Raw genomic sequence first — 20933 nt, 5'->3', positions numbered from 1 at the left:
AGCCATGGGCGCACCCGCCTCCGAGGACGTAGCCCGCGCCCTGCGCGCTCTCGCCGACCCGCTGCGGCTGCGTGCCCTGTCGCTGATCAGCGCCAGCCCCTCCGGCGAGGCGTGCGTGCTCGACATCAGCGAGCTGACGGCCGTGTCGCAGCCGACCGTGTCGCACCACCTCAAGGTGCTCCGGGACGCCGGGATCGTCACGTCCGAGCGCCGCGGGACGTGGGTCTGGTACCGGCTCGCGCCCGAGCACCAGGAGGCGGTCCGCGCAGTGCTGGGGGCGTTCGCCACCGTCGACGCGCGCCCGTCCGAGGCGATCCCCGACCTCGACGGCGACCTCGACCGCATCGCGGCCGACCTCGCACCGCGGTACCCGACGATCGACGCGGCCCGCGTCCGGGACGTCGTCCGCGACTCCGCGACGGCGCTCGCCCGCACGTCGGGCCTCGGCGCCCGGCTGGTCAACCTGACCGAGCGGTTCGCACGCCAGCGCCTCGACGACCTGGTCCGGATCGAGGGCGGGACCGCCGTCCCGCGGGTCCTGTTCGTCTGCGTCGCCAACGCCGGCCGCTCGCAGCTCGCGGCCGCCCTGCTCCAGCGTTACGCGGGGGACGCGGTCCTGGCCCGGTCGGCCGGGTCGGCGCCGGCCCCCACGATTCACACCCACGTCCGGCCGGAGCTCGACGCGCTCGACGCGGACGGGTTCCCCAAGCCGCTCACCGACGACGCCGTCCGCGCCGCTGACGTCGTCGTGACGATGGGCTGCGGCGACGTCTGCCCGGTCTACCCCGGCACCCGCTACGAGGACTGGGCGGTCGGCGACCCCGCGCTCGCGTCCCCGGAGGGCGTCGCGGCGATCCGCGCCGACATCGACACCCGTGTCCGGAACCTGCTGCCCACCATTGGAGTGTCATGACCAAGCCCAGCGTCCTGTTCGTCTGCGTCCACAACGCCGGCCGCTCCCAGATGGCCGCGGGGTTCCTCACCGCGCTGTCCGGCGGCGCCGTCGAGGTCCGGTCGGCGGGTTCGATGCCGGCCGACCAGGTCAACCCGGTCGCCGTCGACGCCATGGCCGAGGTCGGCGTCGACATCCGCGCCGAGCAGCCGAAGGTGCTCACCACCGAGGCCGTGCAGGCCTCCGACGTGGTGGTGACCATGGGATGTGGCGACGCCTGCCCGTACTTCCCGGGCAAGCGCTACGAGGACTGGGTGCTCGAGGACCCGGCGGGCCAAGGCATCGACTCGGTGCGCCCGATCCGCGACGAGATCCGTGGCCGGATCGTCACCCTCCTCGACGAGCTGGGCGTGACCCCCGTGAGTCTGTGACCGCCCTGGTCCGTCGCCTCGGCGTCACGGACGCGGTCGTCGTCGGGCTCGGCGCCATGCTCGGCGCCGGGGTGTTCTCCGTGTTCTCGCCTGCGGCGGAGGCGGCGGGCGCCGGCCTGCTGGTCGGGCTCCTGATCGCTGCCGTGGTGGCGTTCTGCAACGCGACGTCGTCGGCGCGGCTCGCGGCGCTGTACCCGCAGTCGGGCGGCACCTACGTCTACGCGCACCGACGGCTCGGACCGTTCTGGGGGTTCCAGGCTGGCTGGTCGTTCGTCGTCGGCAAGACCGCGAGCTGCGCCGCGATGGCGCTCACGTTCGCCTCCTACGCGGCACCCGGGCACACGCGGCTCGTCGGGATCCTCGCGGTCGTCGCCGTCACCGCGCTGAGCTACCGCGGCGTCCAGCGGTCGGCCCGGGTCAGCCTTGTGATCGTCGTGCTCACTCTCGCGACGCTCGCCGTGGTCGTCGTCGCGGCGCTGGCGGGCGGCACGGCATCGACCGCGAACCTGACCGGAGTCGAACCCGGCGGCGTGCTGCAGTCCGCCGGCCTGCTCTTCTTCGCGTTCGCGGGGTACGCCCGGATCGCGACGCTGGGCGAGGAGGTGGTCGACCCGCGCCGCACCCTCCCGCGCGCGATCCCGCTGGCGCTCGGCCTGGTCCTCGTCGTGTATCTCGTCGTGGGCGTGAGCGCCCTGCTCGCCGTCGGCGCCGACGGGCTCGCCGCGACCGCCGCTCCGTTGCGTGCGGTGGTCGAGGCCGGGTCCTTCGCAGCCCTGAGCCCGGTCGTGCAGGTCGGCGCGGCGTTCGCGTCGCTCGGCGCCCTGCTCGCGCTCGTGCTCGGGGTGTCACGCACGACCTTGGCGATGGCGCGGGAGCGGGAGCTGCCCCCGTTCCTCGCTGCCGTCGACGCGCGGCACGGGGTGCCGTACCGGGCGGAGCTGGCAGTCGCGGCCGTCGTGATCGTGCTCGTCGCGACGCTCGACGTGCGCGGAGCCATCGGGTTCTCGTCGTTCGGGGTGCTCACCTACTACGCCCTGACGAACGCGTCCGCGCTGCGGCTCGCACCCCACGAGGGCCGGCCGCCGCGGTGGGTCGCGGTGCTGGGGCTGGTCGGCTGCGCGGTCCTGGCGGTGACGCTGCCGCTCCCCTCCATCCTCGGCGGCCTGGCCGTCGCGCTCGCCGGCGCGCTCACGTGGGCGGTCCGCCGCAACCGGGGTGAGAAACAAGTGACGGCCGGCCGTGGTTGAGAGGCGTGAGAAGGGAAGCCGATGACCGACGAGACCACCTGGACCGACCCGCGCGAGCAGCTCGAGGCCGTCGTGATGATGGCCAACGGTCGGCTCGCGCCGCGGTCGTTCGCGGACCGCGCCGCCGCCGAGGCGTGGGCGCAGCCGGAGCTGGGCGACCAGGTGCTGGAACGCAACCTCGTCTGCTCCTGCGACAGCTAGGCGGCACTGCGCCCGCCGGGTGACGCGGCGCTGCTATCGTCCGCCGATGCCTGTCGGGACCCGTCGGGACGTGCTGCGCGCGTCCGTGCTCACCCTCGTCGTGCCCACCGCCGTGTTCCTCGTGATCGCCGTTCCCACCTCCGTGCTCGCACAACGAGCGGAGGGGTGGTCCGGGCTCGGGGTCGTCATGGTGGGTCTTGGGGCCGCGATCGCGCTGGGTGTCGTCGCACTCGTCGTCACGGCGGCGGTCACCTTCGGGCGGGCGCTGCCGCGCGGGCAGCGGTGGCGGCCGGCACTCGCCGCCGTCGTCGGCCCGCTCGCGGCGCTGGTCATGACGACGGGCCCCCTCGCGTGGGGCGGACCGGGCACCAAGCTGTGCCTGGCCGGCCTGACCGTGCTGCTGCCCCTCGCGGTGACGGGCCACGCACGCTGGAGGTGGGCCGTGGTCGTCGCCGTCGCGGCGGTGGCGCTCGGGTTCGTCGACGGCGGGGCCACGCAGTGGGGTCGCGACCAGGACCGGCGGGCAGAGCTCGAGCGGTTCGAGGATGCGCTCCCGTTGACCGACGGCCGCTCGCTCGACAGCCCACTGCCCGGCGGGTGGGTGGGTGTACCTCGACACGGACGTGCCCTACCCCGGGTCCGACCTGCCGCTCGGCATGCAGTGGCGGCGCGGTGCGAACACGCCGGACGAGGACAACTACTCCGTCACGGTCGCCACGGAACCGACCGACTGCACCCCCTTCGGCGACGACCCGGCGTGCACGATGGTTGGCCAGGGGGTGCACGGGGAGGTCACGCGGCACTACAGCGGGTACGTCTTCGTCCGGATCGGCGAGGTCGAGTGGCGCGTGGAGTCGTACACGCTCGACGACGCCGACGCGGCCGCCGTCCTGGACAGCCTCGAGCCCGTCGACGTCGACACGTTCCTCCGGGTCGCCGAGAGCACGATCGACGAGTTCTAGCCCGTCACGTGCGCGACGACCCGCTTGATCGTCTCCTCGTCGCGCAGGATCCGCCGGTGCCCCAGCCCGTCGCTGAGCACCAGCTCCGCCCCCGGCCAGGCGCGGGCGATGCGGGCGCCGTCGGCGTGGTCGGCCTCCTTGTCGTCCCGGTCGCTCAGCACCAGCGTGGCCGGCAGCATCCGTCGCGTGTTGGCCGCGCGCAGCGGGATGTCGAGGTCCGCCAGGCGGCGGTCCGCGAGGACCTGCATGCGGATCTCGAACCGGTGCCGGGTCCGCTCGCTGAAGCCGAGGGTGTGCGCGAAGCCCTCGATGTAGGTGGTCGGGTCCGCGAGCGGGGTGACCATGACGAGGCGTTCCGTCGGGGTGCCGTCGAGCACGGCGAGCGCGCTCGCGGCAGCACCCATCGAGTGACCGACGACGGCGCGGGCGGGGCCGTGCGCGGCGATCACGGTGTCGAGCGCGGTCGACATCTCCGGCAGCGTCGTCCGCCGACCACCGAGCGCGCCCGGTCCGGAGTCGCCGTGCGCGGGCGCGTCGTACGCGACGACCCGCAGGCCGGCGTCGACGAGGGGCTCGACGAGCGCGCGCAGCTGCCCGCGGTGGCCGCCCCAGCCGTGCACCAGGTAGACGGTCGGCCCGTCGCCCCAGATCTGCCCGGCGATCGTGCCGGTGCGGAAGGCGGTACCCCCGGGGATCGCCGCGCGATCCTTGGGCCGCGCGGGCGTGCACCACAGGCGGAGCGCCCCGCGGGCGACCAGCTCCGGAGCGACGCGGTCCAGCGCGCCGACAGCGGAGCGGACCAGCGGCGGGACCGGCGGCAGTTGCGTACGAACGGTCGTGCTTTTTTCGGTCGATGCTGCGGTCATGACAGGTTCCTCCGGATGGGGTCAGCGCAGGAGCGACTGCAGGAGCCGCTCGAAGGTGTAGCGGGTGTGGGCCTCGGCGGCCGGGTCGTGCAGCAGCCTGCACGCGTGGAAGTGCGCGAGCATCAGGCCGTGCAGGTCGTGCGCGAACTGCTCGGGCGCCAGGTCGTCGCGGAACGCCCCGTCCTTGGCCCCGGAGCGGTACACCTGCGCGAGGGAGTCGAGCAGGTCCCAGTGGTCCTTGACCACCAGGTCCCGGACCGGTCCGGGCTGGTCGTCGAACTCCGTGGCCGCCGAGACGAACAGGCAGCCGGACGAGCCCGACGACGACGTGAGCAGCCACCGCTCGAACAGGGTGCGGACGCGCGGCTCCCCGCGCGGGGCCGCGAGCGCCGGCCGGAAGACCTGGTCGACGAAGTGCTCGCGCGCGCTGCCCAGCACCGCGAGCTGGAGCGCCTCCTTGGAGCGGAAGTGCGCGTAGAGACCGCTCTTCGACAGGCCGCTCGCGCTGGCCAGGGTGCCGATGGTCAGACCGGCGACGCCGAGGCGCCCGGCGATCTCGACCGCCTGGTCGATCACCGCCTGACGGGTGGCGTCACCTTTGCTCATGGGACATGACTATCACGAACAGTACGATCGTGCGTTAGATCGCCATGATGCCGACGCCGAGTGCCGCTGCGCCGAGGCACAACAGCAAGGACCCCAGCGCGTTCGCGGTCGCCCGGCGCAGCTCGCCCGCCTGGATCAGCCGCACGGTCTCCACCATCGCGGTCGAGAACGTGGTGTACCCGCCGCAGAAGCCCGTGGCGGCCACCAGCAGCATGCGCGGACCGAGGCCGTGGTACAGGTGCGCGCCGGTCAGCAGGCCGATCAGGAGCGAGCCGCTGACGTTGACCACCAGGGTGGCCAGCGGGAAGACCCGCGTCCAGCGGGAGCGCACCGCACCGTCGACCATGAACCGCGTCGCCGCACCGACCCCGCCGAGCAGGGCCACCAGCACCAGGGTCACGGCGCCTCGTCCGGCAGCGGCAGACGCTCGTGGCGCCAGCGGTGGTGCCGGGCGCCGAGGGCGATACCCGCCACGCACGCGAGAAGCCCCAGCACCACGCTCGACACCCCGTACACCAGCGCCATCGTCGCCTGACCGCCCGCGAGCAGCCGCTCCATCTCGATGGCGAGGCTGCTGAACGTCGTGAACCCGCCGAGCACCCCGGTCCCCGCACCGAGCCGGATCACGAGGCTCCGTCGGGACTCCTGACCCCGGCGCAGCAGAACCTCCAGCAGGGCCCCGAGGAGGAAGGACCCCAGCAGGTTCTCGACGAACGTCGCCGTCGGCCATCCGCTCGACGAGGCGCCGACCGTCTGCGTCAGGGACCAGCGCGCGGCCGTGCCCACGGCACCGCCGACCGCGACGACCGCGACCAGGCGCGGGTCGAGGTGCGGCGATCGCGTCACGGGTGGTCCCCCGAGGAGAGGGGGACGATCGTGACGGGCACGGACTGGGTGTGCGCCAGGTGACCCGCCGTGGAGCCGCCGATCAGGTGGTTCATCCAGCCGCCGATCCCGGGACGCCGACTGCCGATGACGATCAGCAGGGCGCCCGACTCCCGCGCGACCCGAGCCAGGGCCCGGGACGCCTCGCCGACGGTGTAGACGAACCTCCACGGGACGTCCACGCCTGCGAGGTCCGCCGCGAGCTGCTTGCTCAGCGCGGTCTCCGCGACGCCGTCCCCCGCCTGGCTGTCGGCGTGGTCAGGGTCCAGCGGGGTGGTGACGAGGGTGCCGTCGGGCTCCTCGGCGACGAAGCTCCGCGCCGGGTCCGCCCAGACGCAGACCAACGACGCGCGCATCGCGTGTGCCAGCGACGCGGCACCACGCACGACCGCCGGTGACTGGTTCGGCAGCACCCCGACGACGAGGGTGGGGGTGCCGGGCTCCACGGCGCCGTGCCACGGGTGCGGGGCGGAACGGGTCACCTGTCGAGGCTACGCGGGAACACCAGCGGGGACGCGGAGGTTGCCCACCACCATGACCACTATCGGATTCATCGGCGCCGGCCACATCGGTGGCGCCCTCGCGCAGCTCGCGATCGCCCAGGGCTACGACGTCGTCGTCAGCAACTCCCGCGGTCCGGAGACCCTGACCGACCTGGTGGACCAGCTCGGCGACCGGGCGCGCGCCGGGACGTCGGCCGAGGCCGCCGCGGCCGGGGACGTGGTCGTCGTGACCATCCCGACCAAGAACGTGAAGGACGTGCCCGTCGCGCCCCTGGCCGGCAAGGTCGTCATCGACACCAACAACTACTACCCGCAGCGCGACGGCCAGATCCCGTCCCTGGACGACGAGTCGACCACCGTCTCGGAGCTCCTGCAGAGCCACCTGCCGCAGTCGCACGTGGTCAAGGCCTTCAACCACATCGGGGCCGGCGATCTCACCACGCAGGGCGCCCCCGCCGGCACGCCGGACCGTCGCGCGCTCGCCGTCGCCGGCGACTCGGACGAGGCCCGCGCCGCGGTGGCCGAGCTCATCGACGAGCTGGGCTTCGACACGGTCGACGTCGGCCCGCTCGCAGAGGGCTGGCGCTACCAGCGCGACACCGCGGCCTACATCCAGCGGTTCGACGCCGATGGGCTCCGCGCCGCGCTGGGCAAGGCCGTGCGCTACCGAGACATGTGACGACGGACGGCCTGCGCTCCCCTCCGGGCGCAGGCCGTCCGCGTGCTCAGCGGGTCGCGCCGACCCGGACCAGCTGCTTCGGGCCGTCGTTCCCGTACTCGTCGGCCGAGTGAGCCAGCTCGATGAACCAGCTGGGCGCCAGCAGGTCGGCGCCGCCCTCGTACGGCGCAGCCCAGTAGGCCAGCACCGACGAGACGACCTTGAGGTCGGTGCCCCGGCGCTCCTTGCGGTGACGCGCCGCCTCGAGGACACGCTCCAGCGCCTCGCCCTCCTCGACGAGCTCCGCCTCGTGGTCCAGCTCGACGGCGTCCCAGGTGGTCGCCATGAGGCTCAGCGGCCGGCCGTCGTCGAGGAACGTGGCGTTCAGGCCCGCCCGCGGACCCGTCACCGGGATGCCATCGAGCGTCACGCGGCTGCGCACGTCGGTCTTCACCGCGAACCGCGTCCGCTCCTTGCCGTCGAAGCGCACGGCCTGGACGACGGTGGCGTCGATGGTCGACTCCAGCCGCACGCCGTCGAACTGCGCGGCCGTCGGGCCCAGCCCGAAGCGTTCGGTGAGCTCGGCGGTGACGCCCAGTGCCTTCTCCGCGGGGAGCGGCTCGGGGTGCTCCTTCTCGGGGTCGGTGGCGGCGACGCCACGGACCGTGTCCACCAGGGTGGTGACGCCGGCGAGCCGGTTGCCCGGTCCGCCGTGCACGAGGGTGGCCTCCTTGCCGACGAGGGCGAACGCCTCCTCGGTGCGCACGACGTCACCGTCGATGCGGAAGGCCTCGGCGAGCGCCCGCAGGCGGTCGTCGTCCAGGGCTGCAGGTCGCACACGGGCGACCGAGATCGTGGTCATGACTGTTCCTCTCGAGAAGTGTGCGAGCGCTCAGCAGGCGTGCGGGATCCAGGTCCAGGAGAACCAGGAGCCGCCGCGGTGCGGGTCGGTGCTGACGAAGCCGTGGCCGTGCAGGAAGTCCGCGCCGGTGTTGGTGCCGGAGCTGTTGGCGTAGAGCACCGCCGACTCCACCCAGCTGGGCTGCGTGAACTGCGCCATCCAGAACCACGCGTCGATCACGCGCATCGGGTGGCGGCCGATGAGGAACTCCGGGATGCCGTACATGGCGGTCATCCACCGGCCGTCGAGCGCGGACGCGAAGGCCCGCCCCGGGTTGGCCAGGTCGAGGCTCGTCGTCGTGAAGCTCAGCAGGGCGTGCAGACCCTCGAACGCGTCGGCCCACCGGTCGAAGACGTCGCGGTTGGCCCCCTGCTGGAACGCGTCCATCTGCAGGGTGTTGCACACCTCCAGGCCCAACCACTCCAGGTCGCCGTGGCCGAGGCGCAGGTCGCCGTCGTTGCCGGCCGCGCTCGTCGTGAAGTCGCCCTGCACCTGGGAGTCGTCGGGTACGTCGCTGCGGAAGTAGAAGCCGCTCGGGCTGCCGTGCCCGGTGAAGTAGACGATGTCGGCCTGCTCCACCCACTGGTCGGCGTGCCCTCCGCGGGCGTTCGCCTTGAAGTCGTCCTCGAACGCGTTGCCGTCGCCCCAGTTGAACTTCCCGGTCGCGCCGTCGTGCACACGCAGCTCGTCGTAGAAGCCGCCTGCGTCCTCGTGCTCGTGGGTCAGCGCGTTGAGGTTGTTGTACGCGTTGATCCACTCGGTGCCGATGCCGTACGACATCGTCGTCCCCCTTCGCCGTCGGTCCTGTCACCGAGAACGAGAGGGACGTCCGACGGAGTGATACCGCGGTCGCGGGTCATATCTGCTCGCCCGGGTGCCCTGCCGGACGTAACGTCCGGCGCATGGACCTCCCCCGTCACCACACGATCCGTGAGAGCAGCCACCGGATCCTCGACCCGTTCACCGACGCCCAGCTGGCCACCCTCGGCCGCGCGCTGCACCTGACCCCCGGCACCACGCTGCTCGACCTCGCGTGCGGCAAGGGCGAGCTGCTGTGCACCTGGGCGCGGGACCACGGGACGGTCGGCACCGGAGTCGACCTGAGCACGGTGTTCGTCGCGGCGGCCCGCGAGCGGGCGGCGTCACTCGGGGTCGAGGTGACGTTCGTGCAGGGCGACGCCTCCGGCTACGTGGCGGAGTCGGCGGTCGACATCGCCTCGTGCGTGGGCGCGACGTGGATCGGCGGCGGGGTCGTCGGCACGCTCGACCTCCTGGGTCGGTCCCTGCGACCCGGCGGGATCGCGCTCGTCGGCGAGCCGTTCTGGCGGACCGACCCCCCGGAGGCGGCCCTCGCGATCGGCGACTTCGTGACCCTGCCGGCCCTGGTCGAGCAGACCCGCGACGCCGGCTGGGACCTGGTCGAGATGGTGCTCGCCGACGAGGCCAGCTGGGACCGGTACGTGGCCGCGCAGTGGCTGAACGTGCGGCGGTTCCTCGACGAGAACCCGGACGACGAGCTGGCACCGGCCCTGCGGCACGAGCTGTCGACGGCGCCCCTGGAGTACGTCACCCACCAGCGGCCGTACCTCGGCTGGGGCGTCTTCGCGCTGGTGCGGCGGCCCTGATGGACCCGTCGGCCGTGCAGGCCTACTACGCCGCGAAGAGCCAGCACGAGCGCGACCGGCTGCTCTCCGCGGAGGGTCTGCTCGAGCGCGTGCTGACCACCCGGCTCCTGGAACCCCACCTCGGCGCACCCGGTCGCGCGCTCGACCTCGGCGGCGGCACCGGGCCGTACTCCGTGTGGCTCGCGGAGCTCGGCTGGGACGTGACCCTGGCGGACCTGTCCCCCGAGCTGCTCGCCATCGCCGAGTCGTCACTGCCTGCGGGCACGGTCCGGGAGGTCGTCCAGATCGACGCCCGGGACCTCTCGCGCTGGGGCGACGCCACCTTCGACTCGGTCCTCAGCCTCGGGCCGATGTACCACCTGACGACGGCCCCCGACCGCGCGCTCGCTGCCCGGGAGCTCGCGCGGGTCACGCGACCCGGTGGTCGGGTCGCCGTCGCGCTCATGCCGCGGTACGTCTCCGTGCGCCGGCTCCTGTCGCTGCCCGACGAGCGGTGGCAGCTGGCAGATCCCGCGGTCCTGGACCGCCTGCTCGACGACGGCGTGTTCGAGAACGCCGTCCCCGACCGGTTCACCCACGTGTACGGCGTCGAGCCGCGCGACGTCGCGCCGTTCTTCGAGTCGCACGGCTTCTCGACGGTGACGCTGGCTTCGACGCACGGGTTCCTCACGGGCGTCGAGGACGGGCTCGAGGAGCTCCGGCTCGAGGACCCGGCGGCGTACACCCGGCTGCTCGACCGTCTCGTCGCGACGGCGTCGGATCCCGGTGTGCTCGCGACCGCCGGGCACCTGCTCTACGTCGGCCGGCGCCGTCAGGACCCCACGAGCCCCGACTCGTAGGCCGCGATCACCAGCTGCACCCGGTCCCGGCAGCCCAGCTTGCGCAGCGCCTCCGAGACGTGCGACTTCACGGTCGGCTCGGCGATCCACAGCTCCGCACCGATCTCCGCGTTCGACAGCCCTCGCGCCACCGCCCTCAGGATCTCGAGCTCGCGGGGCGTGAGGTCGTCGAGACCCTTCGCCCTGGTCGGCGCCGGCGACCGCGTGGTGAAGTCCTCGACCAGCCGCCGGGTGACCGTGGGCCCCAGCAGCATCGAGCCCTCCGCGACCATCCGCACCGCCTCGACCAGCCGGTCCGCCGTCACGTCCTTCAGCAGGAAGCCGCTGGCTCCCGCGCGCAGGGCGTCGTACACGTACTCGTCCAGGTCGAACGTCGTCAGGATCAGGACGCGGGTCGACGGGTGCTCCGCGCTGATCCGCTGGGTGGCCGCGATCCCGTCGAGCACCGGCATCCGCACGTCGACCACCGCGACGTCGGGCTTCTCGGACGCGACCAGCCGCAGCAGCTCGCGGCCGTCCTTCGCCGAACCGACCACCTCGAGGTCCGGTGCCGCTCCGATGATCGCCGCGAAGCCCTGCAGGACGACCGGCTGGTCGTCGGCGACGACGACCCGGGTCACGCGGGCACCTCGATCTCCAGCACGAACTCTCCGTCGACGACCACGGCCGTCATGGTGCCACCCAGCGCCTCGACGCGTTCGCGCATCCCGATCAGGCCGCGACCCGGTTCCGCGCCGCCGTCTGCCGCGTTGGACATCCGGAGGCCCACGGATGTCGCCGACTGCGTCCGGCTCACGGTGGTCAGGCTCCCCGCCGCGTGCCGTCGGGCATTGGTCAGCCCTTCCTGGACGGCTCGGTAGAGCACGTAGCCGGTCGCCGGCGGGACGTCGCGCCACGAGCCGTCGAGCGCGACCGACTGACCCGCCGCGACCGCGGAGGCCACCAGGTCGTCGACGTCGCACGCCGTCGGCTGCGGAGCACGCTCGCTCTCGTCCGACGTGCGTTGGAGCACCACGAGCACCTGCCGCAGCTCCGTGAGGGCCTCGCGGGCGTCCGACGCGATGGCCGCCAGGACCTCGCGCGCGTCGTCGTTCAGGTCCGGGTGCAGGAACGGCGCCGACTCCGCGCGGACCGCGACCAGCGACACATGGTGCGCGACCACGTCGTGCAGGTCCCGCGCAAGGCGGGCGCGCTCCCCGGCGAGGGACTCGATCTCCAGGGCGTGCCGCTCGGTGACCTGGGCATCGGCGACGCGACGCTGCGACCGGCGGACCGATCCGACCGCGTAGCCCACGGCAACCGCCGTCAGGACGGCGACGACGTACACGGTCAGGATCCCCCGCGCGTATCCCCCACGCCCGCCGGCGGTGACCGCACCGATCGGCAGGTAGGCCGGTATCGCGGTCCCGCAGTACCAGGCGGCCACCAGCAGCGCGGCCGCCGTGGGGACCACAGCACGACGGATCCCGTCCAGCGCCGCCAGCACGGCCACGGCCACGATCCCCAGCCACCACCCCCAGACGATCGCGCCGTACCACGGCACCACGAGGAACGGGAGCAGCGTGAGGGCGGTCGCCCAGACCGGCCACCGGCGTCCGAGCGCCACCCCGACGACGACACAGGCACCGCCGAGGAAGGCGAGCCGGTCGAACGACACCCACCCGTCCTCCGGCGACAGCCCGACGTCGAACAGCAGGAACCGGCCCACCTCCGGGGTGGCCAGCAGGAACATCGCGACCACCAGCGCGACCACGCCCGACGGGACCCACCAGCGCCACGAGTAGGCGGCGGGCGGATCGTCAGCCGGCCGGGCGTGGGCGGTCGTCTGGGCGGGAGGTGCACCGGCTGTCGTCTGGGCGGGAGGTGGGCCGGCTGTCGTCGTCACGGCGTCATCGTCGCGTGCCGCCCGCTCCGGCCGCCTCAGCCGCGCGGCGGAGATCGACGTCGTCCTCGGGTCGGCCGTCACCGTGCACCGCCCTGAGCAAGGACCACGCCCGACGTCTGAGCGGACCGACGAGAGCGGGCGGAGGATGGAACGGCGCACCCGAACCACCCCCGGAGGTCCTCATGCCCACCGTCCTCATCACCGGCACCTCCACCGGCATCGGGCTGGAGACCGCGCTGGCCGCCGCGGACGCCGGCTGGACCACCGTCGCGACGATGCGGGACCTCTCCAAGGCCTCGGTCCTCCGCGAGCGCGGCGCCGGGTTCCCGCTCGACCTCCGTGCGCTGGACGTGACCGACCACGCCGCCGTCGACGCCGTGGTCGCGTCCGTCGTCGCCGACCACGGCTCCCTGGACGCGGTGGTCAACAACGCCGGGGCCGGCCAGGTCGGCACCGCCGAGACCCTCGGCATGGACGCGTTCCGCGCGAACATGGAGCTCAACTTCTTCGGGGTCGTCGCCATGACCCAGGCGGCGTTGCCGCACCTGCGCGCGTCGGGCGGGCGGCTGCTGACGATCTCGAGCGTCGGGGGCGTCGTCGGCCAGCCGTTCAACGACGCGTACTGCGCCGCCAAGTTCGCCGTCGAGGGGTTCCTCGAGAGCCTCGCGCCCGTCGCCGCGGCGCTGGGCGTGCGGGTCGTGATCGTCGAACCCGGCGCCGTGGCCAGCGAGTTCGTCGCGAACGTCGGGCGCCCCTCGGCCGACGACGGGCCGTATGCGCCCCTGCTGGCCGCCTACCTCGAGCGGACCGCGGGCGCGTTCGCCAACGCCCAGTCCGCCGACGACGTCGCCGCTCTCCTGGTCGAGCTCCTCATGGACGAGGACCCACCCGTCCGCGTGCAGACGTCGCCGACCGCGCGGGCGTTCGCGGGGACCAAGCTGGCCGACCTCGACGGGTCCACCGTGCAGACGATGACACGCGCGTGGATCGGCACAGGCGCATGATGGGACCAGCCCACCCGTCGTGCCTCTGAGGAGATCACTGTGTCCTTGACCGTCCCCGCACTGCTCACCCCGTCCGCCGGCGCCCCGTTCGAGCGCGGCACCGTCGAGCGCCGCGAGCTCGGCGAGCACGACGTCCTCATCGACATCGCGTACGCCGGGATCTGCCACTCCGACATCCACCAGGCTCGCGAGGAGTGGGGCAAGGCCAGGTTCCCGATGGTCCCCGGGCACGAGATCGCGGGCCTCATCTCCGCCGTCGGGTCGGGCGTGACCAAGCACGCCGTCGGCGACCGCGCGGGCGTCGGATGCTTCGTCGACTCCTGCCGCGAGTGCGAGATGTGCCTGGCCGGCGAGGAGCAGTTCTGCCTGAACGGGAACGTCGGCACGTACAACAGCAAGGCCTACGACGGGTCACCGACGTACGGCGGCTACTCGACGCAGATCGTGGTCGACGAGAACTACGCGCTGCGCATCCCGTCGGGGATCTCGCTGGACGTCGCCGCACCGCTGCTGTGCGCCGGGATCACCCTCTACTCGCCCCTGAAGCACTGGGGTGCGGGGCCGGGCAAGAAGGTCGCCATCGTCGGCATGGGCGGGCTCGGGCACATGGGCGTGCAGCTCGCGCACGCGCTCGGCGCCGAGGTCACCGTGCTCAGCCAGTCGCTGTCCAAGCAGGCCGACGGGCTCGCGCTGGGCGCCGACCACTACTACGCGTCGAGCGACCGCCAGACCTTCCGGGACCTGCGCCGGTCGTTCGACCTGATCATCAGCACCGTCGGCGCCGACATCGACGTCGACGCGTACCTGTCGCTGCTGCGGTTCGAGGGGTCGCTGGTGTTCGTCGGGCTGCCCGAGAACAAGCAGTCGTTCCGCGTCTTCTCGCTGACAGGCGCTCGTCGGAACCTGTCCGGCTCCAACATCGGCGGCATCCGCGAGACCCAGGAGATGCTCGACTTCTGCGCGGAGCACGGGCTCGGCTCGGTCGTCGAGACGATCACCGCCGACGACGTCGACAAGGCCTACGACCGCGTCGTGAACAGCGACGTCCGCTACCGCTTCGTCATCGACACGTCGACGATCCCGGCGGTCTGACCTCGCGGGGGCCGAACTCGTCACTCACGGCCGAACTCGTCCGTTGCAACCGACGAGCTCGGCCGCAGCTGACGAGTTCGGCTGTTTCCGACGAGATCGTGAGTTGCGACTGCCGATCTCGTCGGAAAGTGCCGATCACGCGGCACTGAGCGGTCAGGCGTGCAGGCCGAGCGTCGCGACGATCTCGCGCAGCAGCTGCTCGTAGTAGGCGTCCGCGGGGCTGACCAGCGGGCGCAGCTGGCCGAAGACCTCCATGACCGTGAACCCGTGCACCCGGACGAACGCGTCGACGGCCAGCGCGATCACGGGTGCGGGCAGCGGGTAGGACTGCCGGGCGGCCAGGGCGTCGAACCCGGCAGCGGTGCCGTCGTCGAGGGTCGACGCCCGCGCGGTCAGCACGTCGTCGTCGACCAGGCCGCGCGCGTAGGCCGTCGCGAGCAGGGCCATGATCCGGCTCCCGGGCCGGACGGCGACGGCGATGGTGCGGCCCGCGGGTGCGTGGTAGCCGGGCACCGGGGCGCCGAACGCGAGGCCGAACTGCGCCGCGTGCGCCACCGACCACGCCCGGTAGGCACGCAGCCCGGCGGTGATGGCTGCGGCGACGTCGTCGGGGTCGTCGGCGAGTGCCGAGTCGACGGCCGCGTCGACCGCGTCGCCGTGCTCCGTGAACGCCTCGACCAGCAGCTCGGTGAGCAGGTCGTCGCGGCTGTCGACGTACCGGTAGAGCGCCGACACCGCGATGCCGAGGTCGCGAGCCACCGCGCGCAGCGTGACCCCCTCGACGCCGGCCTGCTCGAGGTGCGTGCGGGCGGAGCGCAGGATCGCGTCGGTCGTCTCCTGACGACGTCGCTCGCGCACGGTGGCAGCCATCCGCGCAGCATAAACGAGAACACTGTTCTTGACTTCCGTGCGACTCGCGAGAACACTGTTCACACAAGAGAGAACAGTGTTCTCGTTTCGTCCGTCAGGAGCGTCCCATGGTCAACGACCGCCGCACCGCCGCCTTCTCGCTCATCGCCTCCGGCACCCTCGCCCTCGTCGCCAGCGTCGGCCTGAGCATGCGGTTCGGCTGGCCCGACATCCTCGACGCCCCCGCCTCCGAGGTCCTGCCCGCGTTCGCGGAGGTCGCCGGGACCGTCCAGTCCCTCTTCCTGCTCCAGATGGCCGGCAGCCTCGTCCTCATCCCCGGCGTCATCGCGCTGCACCTGCTGCTCGCCCGCAGCCGCGGCACCGATGCCGCACTCCTCACCGTCACCGCGTTCGGCATCCTCGCCCCTGTCATCCAGAGCCTCGGCTGGATCCGCTGGCCGCTCGTCGTGCCCGGCCTGGCCGAGCGCTACCTCGACCCGACCGCCTCCGCCGCGACCACGGAGGCCACCGCCGCGACCTACGATCTGATCAACGCCTACGCCGGCGGGGCGCTCGGCGAGAACCTCGGCTGGCTGCTGCAGGGCGTGTGGGCCGTCGGGCTCGGCGTCCTCGCCTGGCGCGCGGCCGACGTCGCCCCCGTCTGGCTGCGTCGGTCGCTGGCGGTCGTCGCCGTCGCCTGGGCCGTCACCCTGGTGCCCGCCGGCTGGCTGGCCGACGACCCGCTGACCGCGATCGGCTCGTCGATCTACTCCGTCTGGTACCTGGTCCTCCTGGTCCTCGGCGTGGCGCTGCTGCGGTCGCCCTCCCGCAAGCCCGCCGCGGCTGCCACCCCGGTCTGACCCGGCGGGCATCTACGGTGGCCGGATGGATCCCATCCAGCCCGTCGCGACGCCGCTCAGCGGGCGCGTGATCCTGTCGCAGGACTGGGTGCGGGTCAGCTTCCTGCACTGGCGGGTGTCGTCCGACGTCGTCGCGCCGCTCCTGCCGCCGGGGACCCGGCCCGACGAGCTCGACGGCAGCTCCTGGGTCGGCCTCATCGCGTTCCGGATGGAGCGGTTCACGCTCGTCCCCGGGCCGGCGCTGCCGTACATCGGCGACTTCCCCGAGATCAACGTCCGGCTCTACACGGTCGACGACGAGGGCCGGCGCGGCGTGCTGTTCCGGTCGCTGGAGGCGTCGCGGGTGCTCACGGTGCTCGGCGCACGGACCGTCATGAACGTGCCGTACCAGTGGGCGCGGATGTCGATCCGGCGTTCCGACGACGCCATCGACTACCGCTCGACCCGCCTCACCGGCGATCGGCCGTCGTCGCGGATCGTCGTCCGACCGACGCGCCAGGCGGTCGTCGACGACCCGCTGGCCGACTTCCTCACCGCGCGCTGGGGCATGCACACCGTCCTGCGGGGGCGGACGCGGTTCGTGCCCAACGAGCACGAACCCTGGCCGTTGCGACGGGCGTCGCTGGTGTCGCTGGACGACGAGCTCGTCGCCGCAGGCGGGCTGCCGGGAGTGGCATCGCGACCGCCCGACTCGGTGCTGTACTCACCGGGAGTGCACGCCCGGTTCGCGATGCCGCAGTAGCCCGGCTCAACCTGTCGCGGCCAGCGCCTCGCGCAGGACCCGGATCGCCTTCGGGCCGACGCCGTGCAGCCGCAGGAGCTCGTCGGGATCCACGCCGCGGACGTCGTCGAGCGTCGTGATGCCCGCCAGTGCCAGCGCCGCCGTCGCGGGCCTGCCGATCCCGCGCGGTAACGGAGTGGGCGGTGTCGTCGAGTCGACCATGACGCGAGATTCTCTCATCGCCCCGACGCAGCGAGGCACCCCGCAGCATGAGCCGCGGGGTGCCTCGTCGGGAAGCCGGAGGTCAGGCCTCCGGTGCCGGGTCCGGGACCGACTGCGGGTCGCCGGCCAGGATCAGGTAGAGGTCCCGGCGCGCGCGGTCGAGGACCTCGAGCGCCTTGGTCGCCTGCTGGTCGGTGCCCGTGCGGGCGACCTGGTGGGCCGCCGCGCCGAGCGCCTCGAGAGCTCCGCGCAGCGCGCGACCCGGCGAGGTCGGCCGGCTCGCGGCGTCCTCCCACGGGCTGCCCAGCTGCTCGGCGTTCTGCGTGACGTAGGTGCCGCCCGCCTCGGTGAGCGTGGCCATCTTGCGGCCCGACTCGGACGTGATGGCGATGAGGCCCTCGTCCTCGAGGAGGTTGAGCGCCGGGTAGATGGCGCCGGGGCTGGGCCGCCAGGTGCCGCCCGACCGCTCGCCGATCTGCTGGATCAGCTGGTAGCCGTGCATCGGCTCCTCGGCGAGGAGCAGCAGGATCGCTGCGCGGATGTCGCCGCGTCCGGCGCGACGGCCGGGACCGCGGCCACGGCCGCCCGGGCCGAAGCCGGGACCACCGAAGCCACGCGGGCCGCCGGGGCCGAAGCCGCGGTGTCCGTCGTGCTCGTGGTGCTCGTGCGGGAACGCTCCGCGGGGACCTCCGCGGCGCGGGTCGAAGCCCTCCTCGTAGGGGGCGTCGGGGAAGTCGCCGCGACGGCGACGGGTGCGGCCGCGCTCGGCGGTCGGGTCGGTGGTGGTGCTGGAGAAGGGGTGGTGGGGGTGTCGCATGAGGTGTCTCCTGACGATGTGGGTCGCGGGGGCGGGGTCGCTCGGCCGCGGCGTCCGGGAGGTCGTGCGATCTCGACCGGATGACGTAACGATATATCGTCGATCTATCTTTGACAACCCCTAGCGATACACGCTCGTTCTCAGAGCCGCGCGAGCACCGCCCCGCCGTGCACGCCCAGCACCTGACCTGTGGTCCAGCCCGCGTCCGGCGACGCCAGATACGCGACGGCGGCGGCGACCTCCTCGACCGACCCCGGCCGACCCATCGGCACCCGGGCCAGCCGGCGCGCGTACTCGGCGTCGTCGAGCCGACCCGCCCAGAACTCGGTGTCGGGCACGAACCCCGGCGCGACGGCGTTCACGGCGATCCCGTCGGCTGCCACCCGGGCGGCAGTCCCCGTGACCCAGGAGTTGATCGCCGCCTTCGCGGCGCCGTACGACCCCGCACCGCGCAGGGCGGCCACCGAGCTCATCGCGACGATGCGCCCACCCGGTCGCGGCATCGCCGGCAGCAGCGCCTCACCGAGCAGGACCGTCGTCAGCACGTTCAGGCGGAACTCGTCGACCCACAGGTCGGCCGTCGCCTGCAGGCTGTCGTCCCGCTTCTCGAGCGAGCCGCCCGCGTTGAGCACCAGCACGTCGACCGCGCCCAAGCGCTTCGCGAGCGCCGCCACCTCGGCCGGGTCGCGCAGGTCGGCGACCTCGACCCGCATCGCTCCCGCGGCGGCCTCCTCGAGCACGTCACGACGTCGGCCGACGATCACCACGTCGTCCCCGTCGGCCACCAGCCTGCGCGCCACCGCGCGTCCGATCCCTGTCCCGCCGCCCGTCACCACCGCAGTTCTCATCGCCCTACCGAATCACCGGCGTGCGACTCTGTCGATCGGGACGAGCGGCGTGCGTCATGGGCACGACCGACCGACGACGAGCACGAGAGGGATCACCATGACCACCGAGTACATCGTGGCGCTGTACGGCGACCAGACCGTCTGGCACGGCGACGACGCCCCCGACCGCATCCCCGGCCACCGCGTGCACGAGGAGTTCGCACGCGCCTGCGCCGACGGCGGGCACGTCATCTGCGACAGCGCCGAGCTCCACCACTCGGTGTCGCGCGTGGTGCGCCTGCGGGACGGCCGCACGTCCGTGACCGACGGCCCGTTCGCCGAGCCGACCGAGGTCCTCGCGGGCTTCTACCGGATCGAGACGGACGACGTCGACGGGCTCACCTCGCTCGTCGGCGAGCTGATCCGCGGCACGGGCGAGGTGGCCGAGATCCGCGAGTCGATCGCTCCCCCGGAGGGCCTCTGATCAGGCGGAGGTCAGCTGCGCGAGCTGGATCAGGTTGCCGCAGGTGTCGTCGAGGACCGCGACGATGACCGGTCCCAGGTCGGTCGGCTCCTGCACGAACCGCACCCCCAGCGCCGTCAGCCGCTCGAACTCGGCCTGGACGTCGTCGACCCCGAACGACGTCGCCGGGATCCCGTCCTCGACCAGCGCCGCCTTGTACGGACCGACGGCGGGGTGCCCGCTGGGCTCGAGGAGGAGCTCGACCCCGTCCGGGACGGCCGGGGAGACGACGGTCAGCCAGCGGTCGTCGCCGCCGAGGGGGATGTCGTTCTTCAGGACGAACCCCAGCACGTCGGTGTAGAAGTCGAGGGCCTTCTGCTGGTCGTCGACGAACACGCTGGTCACGGTGATGCGGATCATGGGGAGACTCCTTCGTCGGGGACGGGCCAGCGGGTGGCGATCTGCCGCAGCGGTCCGGTGTCGAGGTGGTGGAACTTGTAGCGGCCCTCGCGACGGACGGTCACCAGGCCGGCGTCCTCGAGCACCTCGAGGTGCTGCGAGACCGCCTGCCGGGTGGACCCCAGCCCGTGCCGCATGGTCAGCCGCGTGCACAGCTCGAACAGCGACTGCCCGTCGCGGTCCTGCAGCTCGTCGAGGATCGCGCGGCGGGTGGCGTCGGCGAGAGCCTTGTAGATGTCGGCTGCCACCCGTCATGTATAGGCAAGCACGCACTTGCCTGTCAAGGTCTGTCGATTTCCGGAACCCTCGCGCGTCATCACCCCGACAGGCACAGTGGACGCATGAGGGAGATGACGTCATGACAGACCGGTGGACAGTCCTGCTCTGGGGCGACGAAGACATGTGGGAGAACGCGTCACCGGAGGTCCAGGAGCGTGCGATGGGCGAGCACGGGGCGTTCTCGGAGGCGTGCGAGCAGCGCGGCTACCGCATCCTCGGTGGCGACGAGCTGGGGTTCTCGAAGAACTCCGTCACCGTGCAGCGACCCGAGGACGGCGAGCTCACGATCACCGAGGGACCGTACGTCGAGCTGGCCGAGCACCTCGGCGGCTACTACGTCATCGAGACCGACGACGTCCAGGGTCTGGCCCGGCTCGCCGGCGAGCACCTCCTGACCGACGGCGGCGGGATCGAGCTGCGCCCGACCGTGGTGCACGACGCATGAGCCTCCAGACGTTCATCCTCCTCATGTACGCCACCGAGGGTGACTGGGACAACGCGGACGAGGCCACGAAGGCGGAGTACTACCGGCAGCACGGCGACTACGACGACCGGGCCGCCGACTTCGGCGTGACGTTCCTGGCGAGCGAGGCGCTCCAGTCCGTGACCACGGCCGTCACCCTGCGGCGGGCCGGCGACGACGCGGAGATCACCGACGGCCCCTTCGCCGAGACCGTCGAACAGCTCGGCGGCTTCTACCTGGTCACGGCGCCCAGCAGGGAGGCCGTGCTGAAGCACGCGATGCTCCTGCCGGAGTACACGATCGAGGTCCGCGAGATCGCCCAGATGTGAACTGTCGATCCCGTCGCGAGCCGCGCGTCATCGGGGCAGCGGGACGC

General features: G+C 72.8%; 30 protein-coding genes. 15 read left to right on the top strand and 15 right to left on the bottom strand.

All coding sequences use genetic code 11. The annotated features are described in order from the left end of the window. The first annotated feature begins 4 nt into the window (after positions 1 to 4). From J2X26_RS19070 to J2X26_RS19050, 5 genes are all read left to right on the top strand, one after another. A complete protein-coding gene (locus J2X26_RS19070) occupies positions 5 to 913 on the top strand; it encodes a metalloregulator ArsR/SmtB family transcription factor (RefSeq protein WP_307494561.1) in 909 nt (302 codons plus the stop codon). Continuing rightward, positions 910 to 1323 carry an arsenate reductase ArsC gene (locus tag J2X26_RS19065; RefSeq protein ID WP_307494287.1) on the top strand — a complete coding sequence of 138 codons (414 nt, stop codon included), beginning with the start codon at positions 910 to 912 and terminating at the stop codon, positions 1321 to 1323. The genes J2X26_RS19070 and J2X26_RS19065 overlap by 4 nt, the downstream gene beginning before the upstream one ends. Continuing rightward, positions 1320 to 2570, top strand: a complete 1251-nt coding sequence (locus J2X26_RS19060; protein WP_307494286.1) for an APC family permease — start codon at positions 1320 to 1322, stop codon at positions 2568 to 2570. The genes J2X26_RS19065 and J2X26_RS19060 overlap by 4 nt, the downstream gene beginning before the upstream one ends. 21 nt (positions 2571 to 2591) lie before the next feature. Beyond that, a complete protein-coding gene (locus tag J2X26_RS19055; protein ID WP_307494285.1) occupies positions 2592 to 2771 on the top strand; it encodes a hypothetical protein in 180 nt (59 codons plus the stop codon). 605 nt (positions 2772 to 3376) lie between these two features. Beyond that, positions 3377 to 3733 (top strand): hypothetical protein, encoded by a 357-nt coding sequence (locus tag J2X26_RS19050; protein WP_307494284.1) that lies wholly within the window; start codon positions 3377 to 3379, stop codon positions 3731 to 3733. Here the strand turns inward: J2X26_RS19050 and J2X26_RS19045 are convergent. The 5 genes from J2X26_RS19045 to J2X26_RS19025 are packed head-to-tail and all read right to left on the bottom strand — an operon-like array spanning position 3730 to position 6572. Beyond that, a complete protein-coding gene (locus J2X26_RS19045; protein WP_307494283.1) occupies positions 3730 to 4599 on the bottom strand; it encodes an alpha/beta fold hydrolase in 870 nt (289 codons plus the stop codon). The two genes, J2X26_RS19050 and J2X26_RS19045, sit on opposite strands and share 4 nt — an antisense overlap. Positions 4600 to 4620: 21 nt before the next feature. Further along, the gene (locus J2X26_RS19040) at positions 4621 to 5205 is read right to left on the bottom strand and encodes a TetR/AcrR family transcriptional regulator (RefSeq protein ID WP_307494281.1); all 585 of its coding nucleotides are present in this window, start codon (positions 5203 to 5205) and stop codon (positions 4621 to 4623) included. A 34-nt stretch (positions 5206 to 5239) separates the two neighbouring features. After that, positions 5240 to 5605: a fluoride efflux transporter CrcB gene (crcB, locus tag J2X26_RS19035; RefSeq protein ID WP_307494280.1), complete on the bottom strand. Its 366-nt coding sequence runs from the start codon at positions 5603 to 5605 to the stop codon at positions 5240 to 5242. Continuing rightward, positions 5602 to 6051: a fluoride efflux transporter FluC gene (locus tag J2X26_RS19030; RefSeq protein ID WP_307494278.1), complete on the bottom strand. Its 450-nt coding sequence runs from the start codon at positions 6049 to 6051 to the stop codon at positions 5602 to 5604. The genes crcB and J2X26_RS19030 overlap by 4 nt, the downstream gene beginning before the upstream one ends. Continuing rightward, complete coding sequence (locus J2X26_RS19025) at positions 6048 to 6572, bottom strand: universal stress protein (protein WP_307494277.1); 525 nt, start codon at positions 6570 to 6572, stop codon at positions 6048 to 6050. The genes J2X26_RS19030 and J2X26_RS19025 overlap by 4 nt, the downstream gene beginning before the upstream one ends. Before the next feature lie 52 nt (positions 6573 to 6624). Between J2X26_RS19025 and J2X26_RS19020 the strand changes: the two genes are divergently transcribed. Then, positions 6625 to 7272 (top strand): NADPH-dependent F420 reductase, encoded by a 648-nt coding sequence (locus tag J2X26_RS19020; protein ID WP_307494276.1) that lies wholly within the window; start codon positions 6625 to 6627, stop codon positions 7270 to 7272. 46 nt (positions 7273 to 7318) lie between these two features. On the opposite strand, the gene J2X26_RS19015 is transcribed toward J2X26_RS19020, so the two are convergent. Together J2X26_RS19015 and J2X26_RS19010 are read right to left on the bottom strand one after the other, a co-directional pair. Beyond that, a complete protein-coding gene (locus tag J2X26_RS19015) occupies positions 7319 to 8113 on the bottom strand; it encodes a hypothetical protein (protein WP_307494275.1) in 795 nt (264 codons plus the stop codon). Between the two features lie 30 nt (positions 8114 to 8143). Next, positions 8144 to 8932 carry a DUF6345 domain-containing protein gene (locus J2X26_RS19010; protein WP_307494274.1) on the bottom strand — a complete coding sequence of 263 codons (789 nt, stop codon included), beginning with the start codon at positions 8930 to 8932 and terminating at the stop codon, positions 8144 to 8146. Positions 8933 to 9054: 122 nt separating this feature from the next. Between J2X26_RS19010 and J2X26_RS19005 the strand changes: the two genes are divergently transcribed. After that, positions 9055 to 9777 carry an SAM-dependent methyltransferase gene (locus J2X26_RS19005; RefSeq protein WP_307494272.1) on the top strand — a complete coding sequence of 241 codons (723 nt, stop codon included), beginning with the start codon at positions 9055 to 9057 and terminating at the stop codon, positions 9775 to 9777. Then, on the top strand, positions 9777 to 10616 hold the full coding sequence (locus J2X26_RS19000; protein WP_307494271.1) for a class I SAM-dependent methyltransferase: 840 nt from the start codon (positions 9777 to 9779) through the stop codon (positions 10614 to 10616). Before J2X26_RS19005 ends, J2X26_RS19000 begins: the two co-directional genes overlap by 1 nt. On the opposite strand, the gene J2X26_RS18995 is transcribed toward J2X26_RS19000, so the two are convergent. Then, on the bottom strand, positions 10589 to 11236 hold the full coding sequence (locus tag J2X26_RS18995) for a response regulator (protein ID WP_307494270.1): 648 nt from the start codon (positions 11234 to 11236) through the stop codon (positions 10589 to 10591). The two genes, J2X26_RS19000 and J2X26_RS18995, sit on opposite strands and share 28 nt — an antisense overlap. After that, positions 11233 to 12501 (bottom strand): sensor histidine kinase, encoded by a 1269-nt coding sequence (locus tag J2X26_RS18990; protein ID WP_307494269.1) that lies wholly within the window; start codon positions 12499 to 12501, stop codon positions 11233 to 11235. The genes J2X26_RS18995 and J2X26_RS18990 overlap by 4 nt, the downstream gene beginning before the upstream one ends. 182 nt (positions 12502 to 12683) lie before the next feature. On the opposite strand from J2X26_RS18990, the gene J2X26_RS18985 reads away from it, so the two are divergent. Further along, a complete protein-coding gene (locus tag J2X26_RS18985; RefSeq protein ID WP_307494268.1) occupies positions 12684 to 13505 on the top strand; it encodes an SDR family oxidoreductase in 822 nt (273 codons plus the stop codon). Between the two features lie 39 nt (positions 13506 to 13544). Then, the gene (locus J2X26_RS18980) at positions 13545 to 14597 is read left to right on the top strand and encodes an NAD(P)-dependent alcohol dehydrogenase (RefSeq protein ID WP_439897876.1); all 1053 of its coding nucleotides are present in this window, start codon (positions 13545 to 13547) and stop codon (positions 14595 to 14597) included. Positions 14598 to 14750: 153 nt separating this feature from the next. On the opposite strand, the gene J2X26_RS18975 is transcribed toward J2X26_RS18980, so the two are convergent. Beyond that, complete coding sequence (locus tag J2X26_RS18975; protein WP_307494267.1) at positions 14751 to 15467, bottom strand: TetR/AcrR family transcriptional regulator; 717 nt, start codon at positions 15465 to 15467, stop codon at positions 14751 to 14753. Positions 15468 to 15574: 107 nt separating this feature from the next. Between J2X26_RS18975 and J2X26_RS18970 the strand changes: the two genes are divergently transcribed. Both J2X26_RS18970 and J2X26_RS18965 read left to right on the top strand, forming a co-directional pair. After that, on the top strand, positions 15575 to 16306 hold the full coding sequence (locus tag J2X26_RS18970) for a DUF4386 family protein (RefSeq protein ID WP_307494266.1): 732 nt from the start codon (positions 15575 to 15577) through the stop codon (positions 16304 to 16306). A 25-nt stretch (positions 16307 to 16331) separates the two neighbouring features. Next, complete coding sequence (locus tag J2X26_RS18965) at positions 16332 to 17048, top strand: YqjF family protein (RefSeq protein WP_307494265.1); 717 nt, start codon at positions 16332 to 16334, stop codon at positions 17046 to 17048. Between the two features lie 6 nt (positions 17049 to 17054). On the opposite strand, the gene J2X26_RS18960 is transcribed toward J2X26_RS18965, so the two are convergent. From J2X26_RS18960 to J2X26_RS18950, 3 genes are all read right to left on the bottom strand, one after another. Continuing rightward, positions 17055 to 17249: a helix-hairpin-helix domain-containing protein gene (locus J2X26_RS18960; protein WP_307494264.1), complete on the bottom strand. Its 195-nt coding sequence runs from the start codon at positions 17247 to 17249 to the stop codon at positions 17055 to 17057. Between the two features lie 82 nt (positions 17250 to 17331). After that, the gene (locus J2X26_RS18955) at positions 17332 to 18066 is read right to left on the bottom strand and encodes a PadR family transcriptional regulator (protein WP_307494263.1); all 735 of its coding nucleotides are present in this window, start codon (positions 18064 to 18066) and stop codon (positions 17332 to 17334) included. A gap of 140 nt (positions 18067 to 18206) precedes the next feature. Further along, positions 18207 to 18914: an SDR family NAD(P)-dependent oxidoreductase gene (locus J2X26_RS18950; protein ID WP_307494261.1), complete on the bottom strand. Its 708-nt coding sequence runs from the start codon at positions 18912 to 18914 to the stop codon at positions 18207 to 18209. A gap of 97 nt (positions 18915 to 19011) precedes the next feature. Between J2X26_RS18950 and J2X26_RS18945 the strand changes: the two genes are divergently transcribed. Continuing rightward, positions 19012 to 19377: a YciI family protein gene (locus J2X26_RS18945; protein ID WP_307494260.1), complete on the top strand. Its 366-nt coding sequence runs from the start codon at positions 19012 to 19014 to the stop codon at positions 19375 to 19377. Here J2X26_RS18945 and J2X26_RS18940 read toward each other — a convergent pair whose 3' ends face one another. Both J2X26_RS18940 and J2X26_RS18935 read right to left on the bottom strand, forming a co-directional pair. Next, entirely contained in the window at positions 19378 to 19773 is a 396-nt protein-coding gene (locus tag J2X26_RS18940; protein WP_307494559.1) for a VOC family protein, read from the bottom strand. Then, positions 19773 to 20063 carry an ArsR/SmtB family transcription factor gene (locus J2X26_RS18935; RefSeq protein ID WP_307494259.1) on the bottom strand — a complete coding sequence of 97 codons (291 nt, stop codon included), beginning with the start codon at positions 20061 to 20063 and terminating at the stop codon, positions 19773 to 19775. Before J2X26_RS18935 ends, J2X26_RS18940 begins: the two co-directional genes overlap by 1 nt. A gap of 110 nt (positions 20064 to 20173) precedes the next feature. Here J2X26_RS18935 and J2X26_RS18930 point away from each other — a divergent pair, with 110 nt between their 5' ends. Beyond that, the gene (locus J2X26_RS18930; protein WP_307494258.1) at positions 20174 to 20539 is read left to right on the top strand and encodes a YciI family protein; all 366 of its coding nucleotides are present in this window, start codon (positions 20174 to 20176) and stop codon (positions 20537 to 20539) included. Further along, complete coding sequence (locus tag J2X26_RS18925; protein ID WP_307494256.1) at positions 20536 to 20886, top strand: YciI family protein; 351 nt, start codon at positions 20536 to 20538, stop codon at positions 20884 to 20886. The genes J2X26_RS18930 and J2X26_RS18925 overlap by 4 nt, the downstream gene beginning before the upstream one ends. Positions 20887 to 20933 lie beyond the last annotated feature (47 nt).

This window comes from Cellulomonas humilata, from assembly GCF_030814415.1.
Taxonomy (GTDB): domain Bacteria; phylum Actinomycetota; class Actinomycetes; order Actinomycetales; family Cellulomonadaceae; genus Cellulomonas; species Cellulomonas humilata_A.
This window is presented reverse-complemented; position numbering and strand designations above follow the sequence as displayed.

Coding starts and splice junctions, on each gene's coding strand:
- J2X26_RS19070 (WP_307494561.1), top strand. CDS start 5: ATGGGCGCACCCGCCTCCGAGGACGTAGCCCGCGCCCTGCGCGCTCTC.
- J2X26_RS19065 (WP_307494287.1), top strand. CDS start 910: ATGACCAAGCCCAGCGTCCTGTTCGTCTGCGTCCACAACGCCGGCCGC.
- J2X26_RS19055 (WP_307494285.1), top strand. CDS start 2,592: ATGACCGACGAGACCACCTGGACCGACCCGCGCGAGCAGCTCGAGGCC.
- J2X26_RS19045 (WP_307494283.1), bottom strand. CDS start 4,599: ATGACCGCAGCATCGACCGAAAAAAGCACGACCGTTCGTACGCAACTG.
- J2X26_RS19040 (WP_307494281.1), bottom strand. CDS start 5,205: ATGAGCAAAGGTGACGCCACCCGTCAGGCGGTGATCGACCAGGCGGTC.
- J2X26_RS19020 (WP_307494276.1), top strand. CDS start 6,625: ATGACCACTATCGGATTCATCGGCGCCGGCCACATCGGTGGCGCCCTC.
- J2X26_RS19015 (WP_307494275.1), bottom strand. CDS start 8,113: ATGACCACGATCTCGGTCGCCCGTGTGCGACCTGCAGCCCTGGACGAC.
- J2X26_RS19010 (WP_307494274.1), bottom strand. CDS start 8,932: ATGTCGTACGGCATCGGCACCGAGTGGATCAACGCGTACAACAACCTC.
- J2X26_RS19005 (WP_307494272.1), top strand. CDS start 9,055: ATGGACCTCCCCCGTCACCACACGATCCGTGAGAGCAGCCACCGGATC.
- J2X26_RS19000 (WP_307494271.1), top strand. CDS start 9,777: ATGGACCCGTCGGCCGTGCAGGCCTACTACGCCGCGAAGAGCCAGCAC.
- J2X26_RS18985 (WP_307494268.1), top strand. CDS start 12,684: ATGCCCACCGTCCTCATCACCGGCACCTCCACCGGCATCGGGCTGGAG.
- J2X26_RS18975 (WP_307494267.1), bottom strand. CDS start 15,467: ATGGCTGCCACCGTGCGCGAGCGACGTCGTCAGGAGACGACCGACGCG.
- J2X26_RS18970 (WP_307494266.1), top strand. CDS start 15,575: ATGGTCAACGACCGCCGCACCGCCGCCTTCTCGCTCATCGCCTCCGGC.
- J2X26_RS18965 (WP_307494265.1), top strand. CDS start 16,332: ATGGATCCCATCCAGCCCGTCGCGACGCCGCTCAGCGGGCGCGTGATC.
- J2X26_RS18960 (WP_307494264.1), bottom strand. CDS start 17,249: ATGGTCGACTCGACGACACCGCCCACTCCGTTACCGCGCGGGATCGGC.
- J2X26_RS18955 (WP_307494263.1), bottom strand. CDS start 18,066: ATGCGACACCCCCACCACCCCTTCTCCAGCACCACCACCGACCCGACC.
- J2X26_RS18950 (WP_307494261.1), bottom strand. CDS start 18,914: ATGAGAACTGCGGTGGTGACGGGCGGCGGGACAGGGATCGGACGCGCG.
- J2X26_RS18945 (WP_307494260.1), top strand. CDS start 19,012: ATGACCACCGAGTACATCGTGGCGCTGTACGGCGACCAGACCGTCTGG.
- J2X26_RS18930 (WP_307494258.1), top strand. CDS start 20,174: ATGACAGACCGGTGGACAGTCCTGCTCTGGGGCGACGAAGACATGTGG.
- J2X26_RS18925 (WP_307494256.1), top strand. CDS start 20,536: ATGAGCCTCCAGACGTTCATCCTCCTCATGTACGCCACCGAGGGTGAC.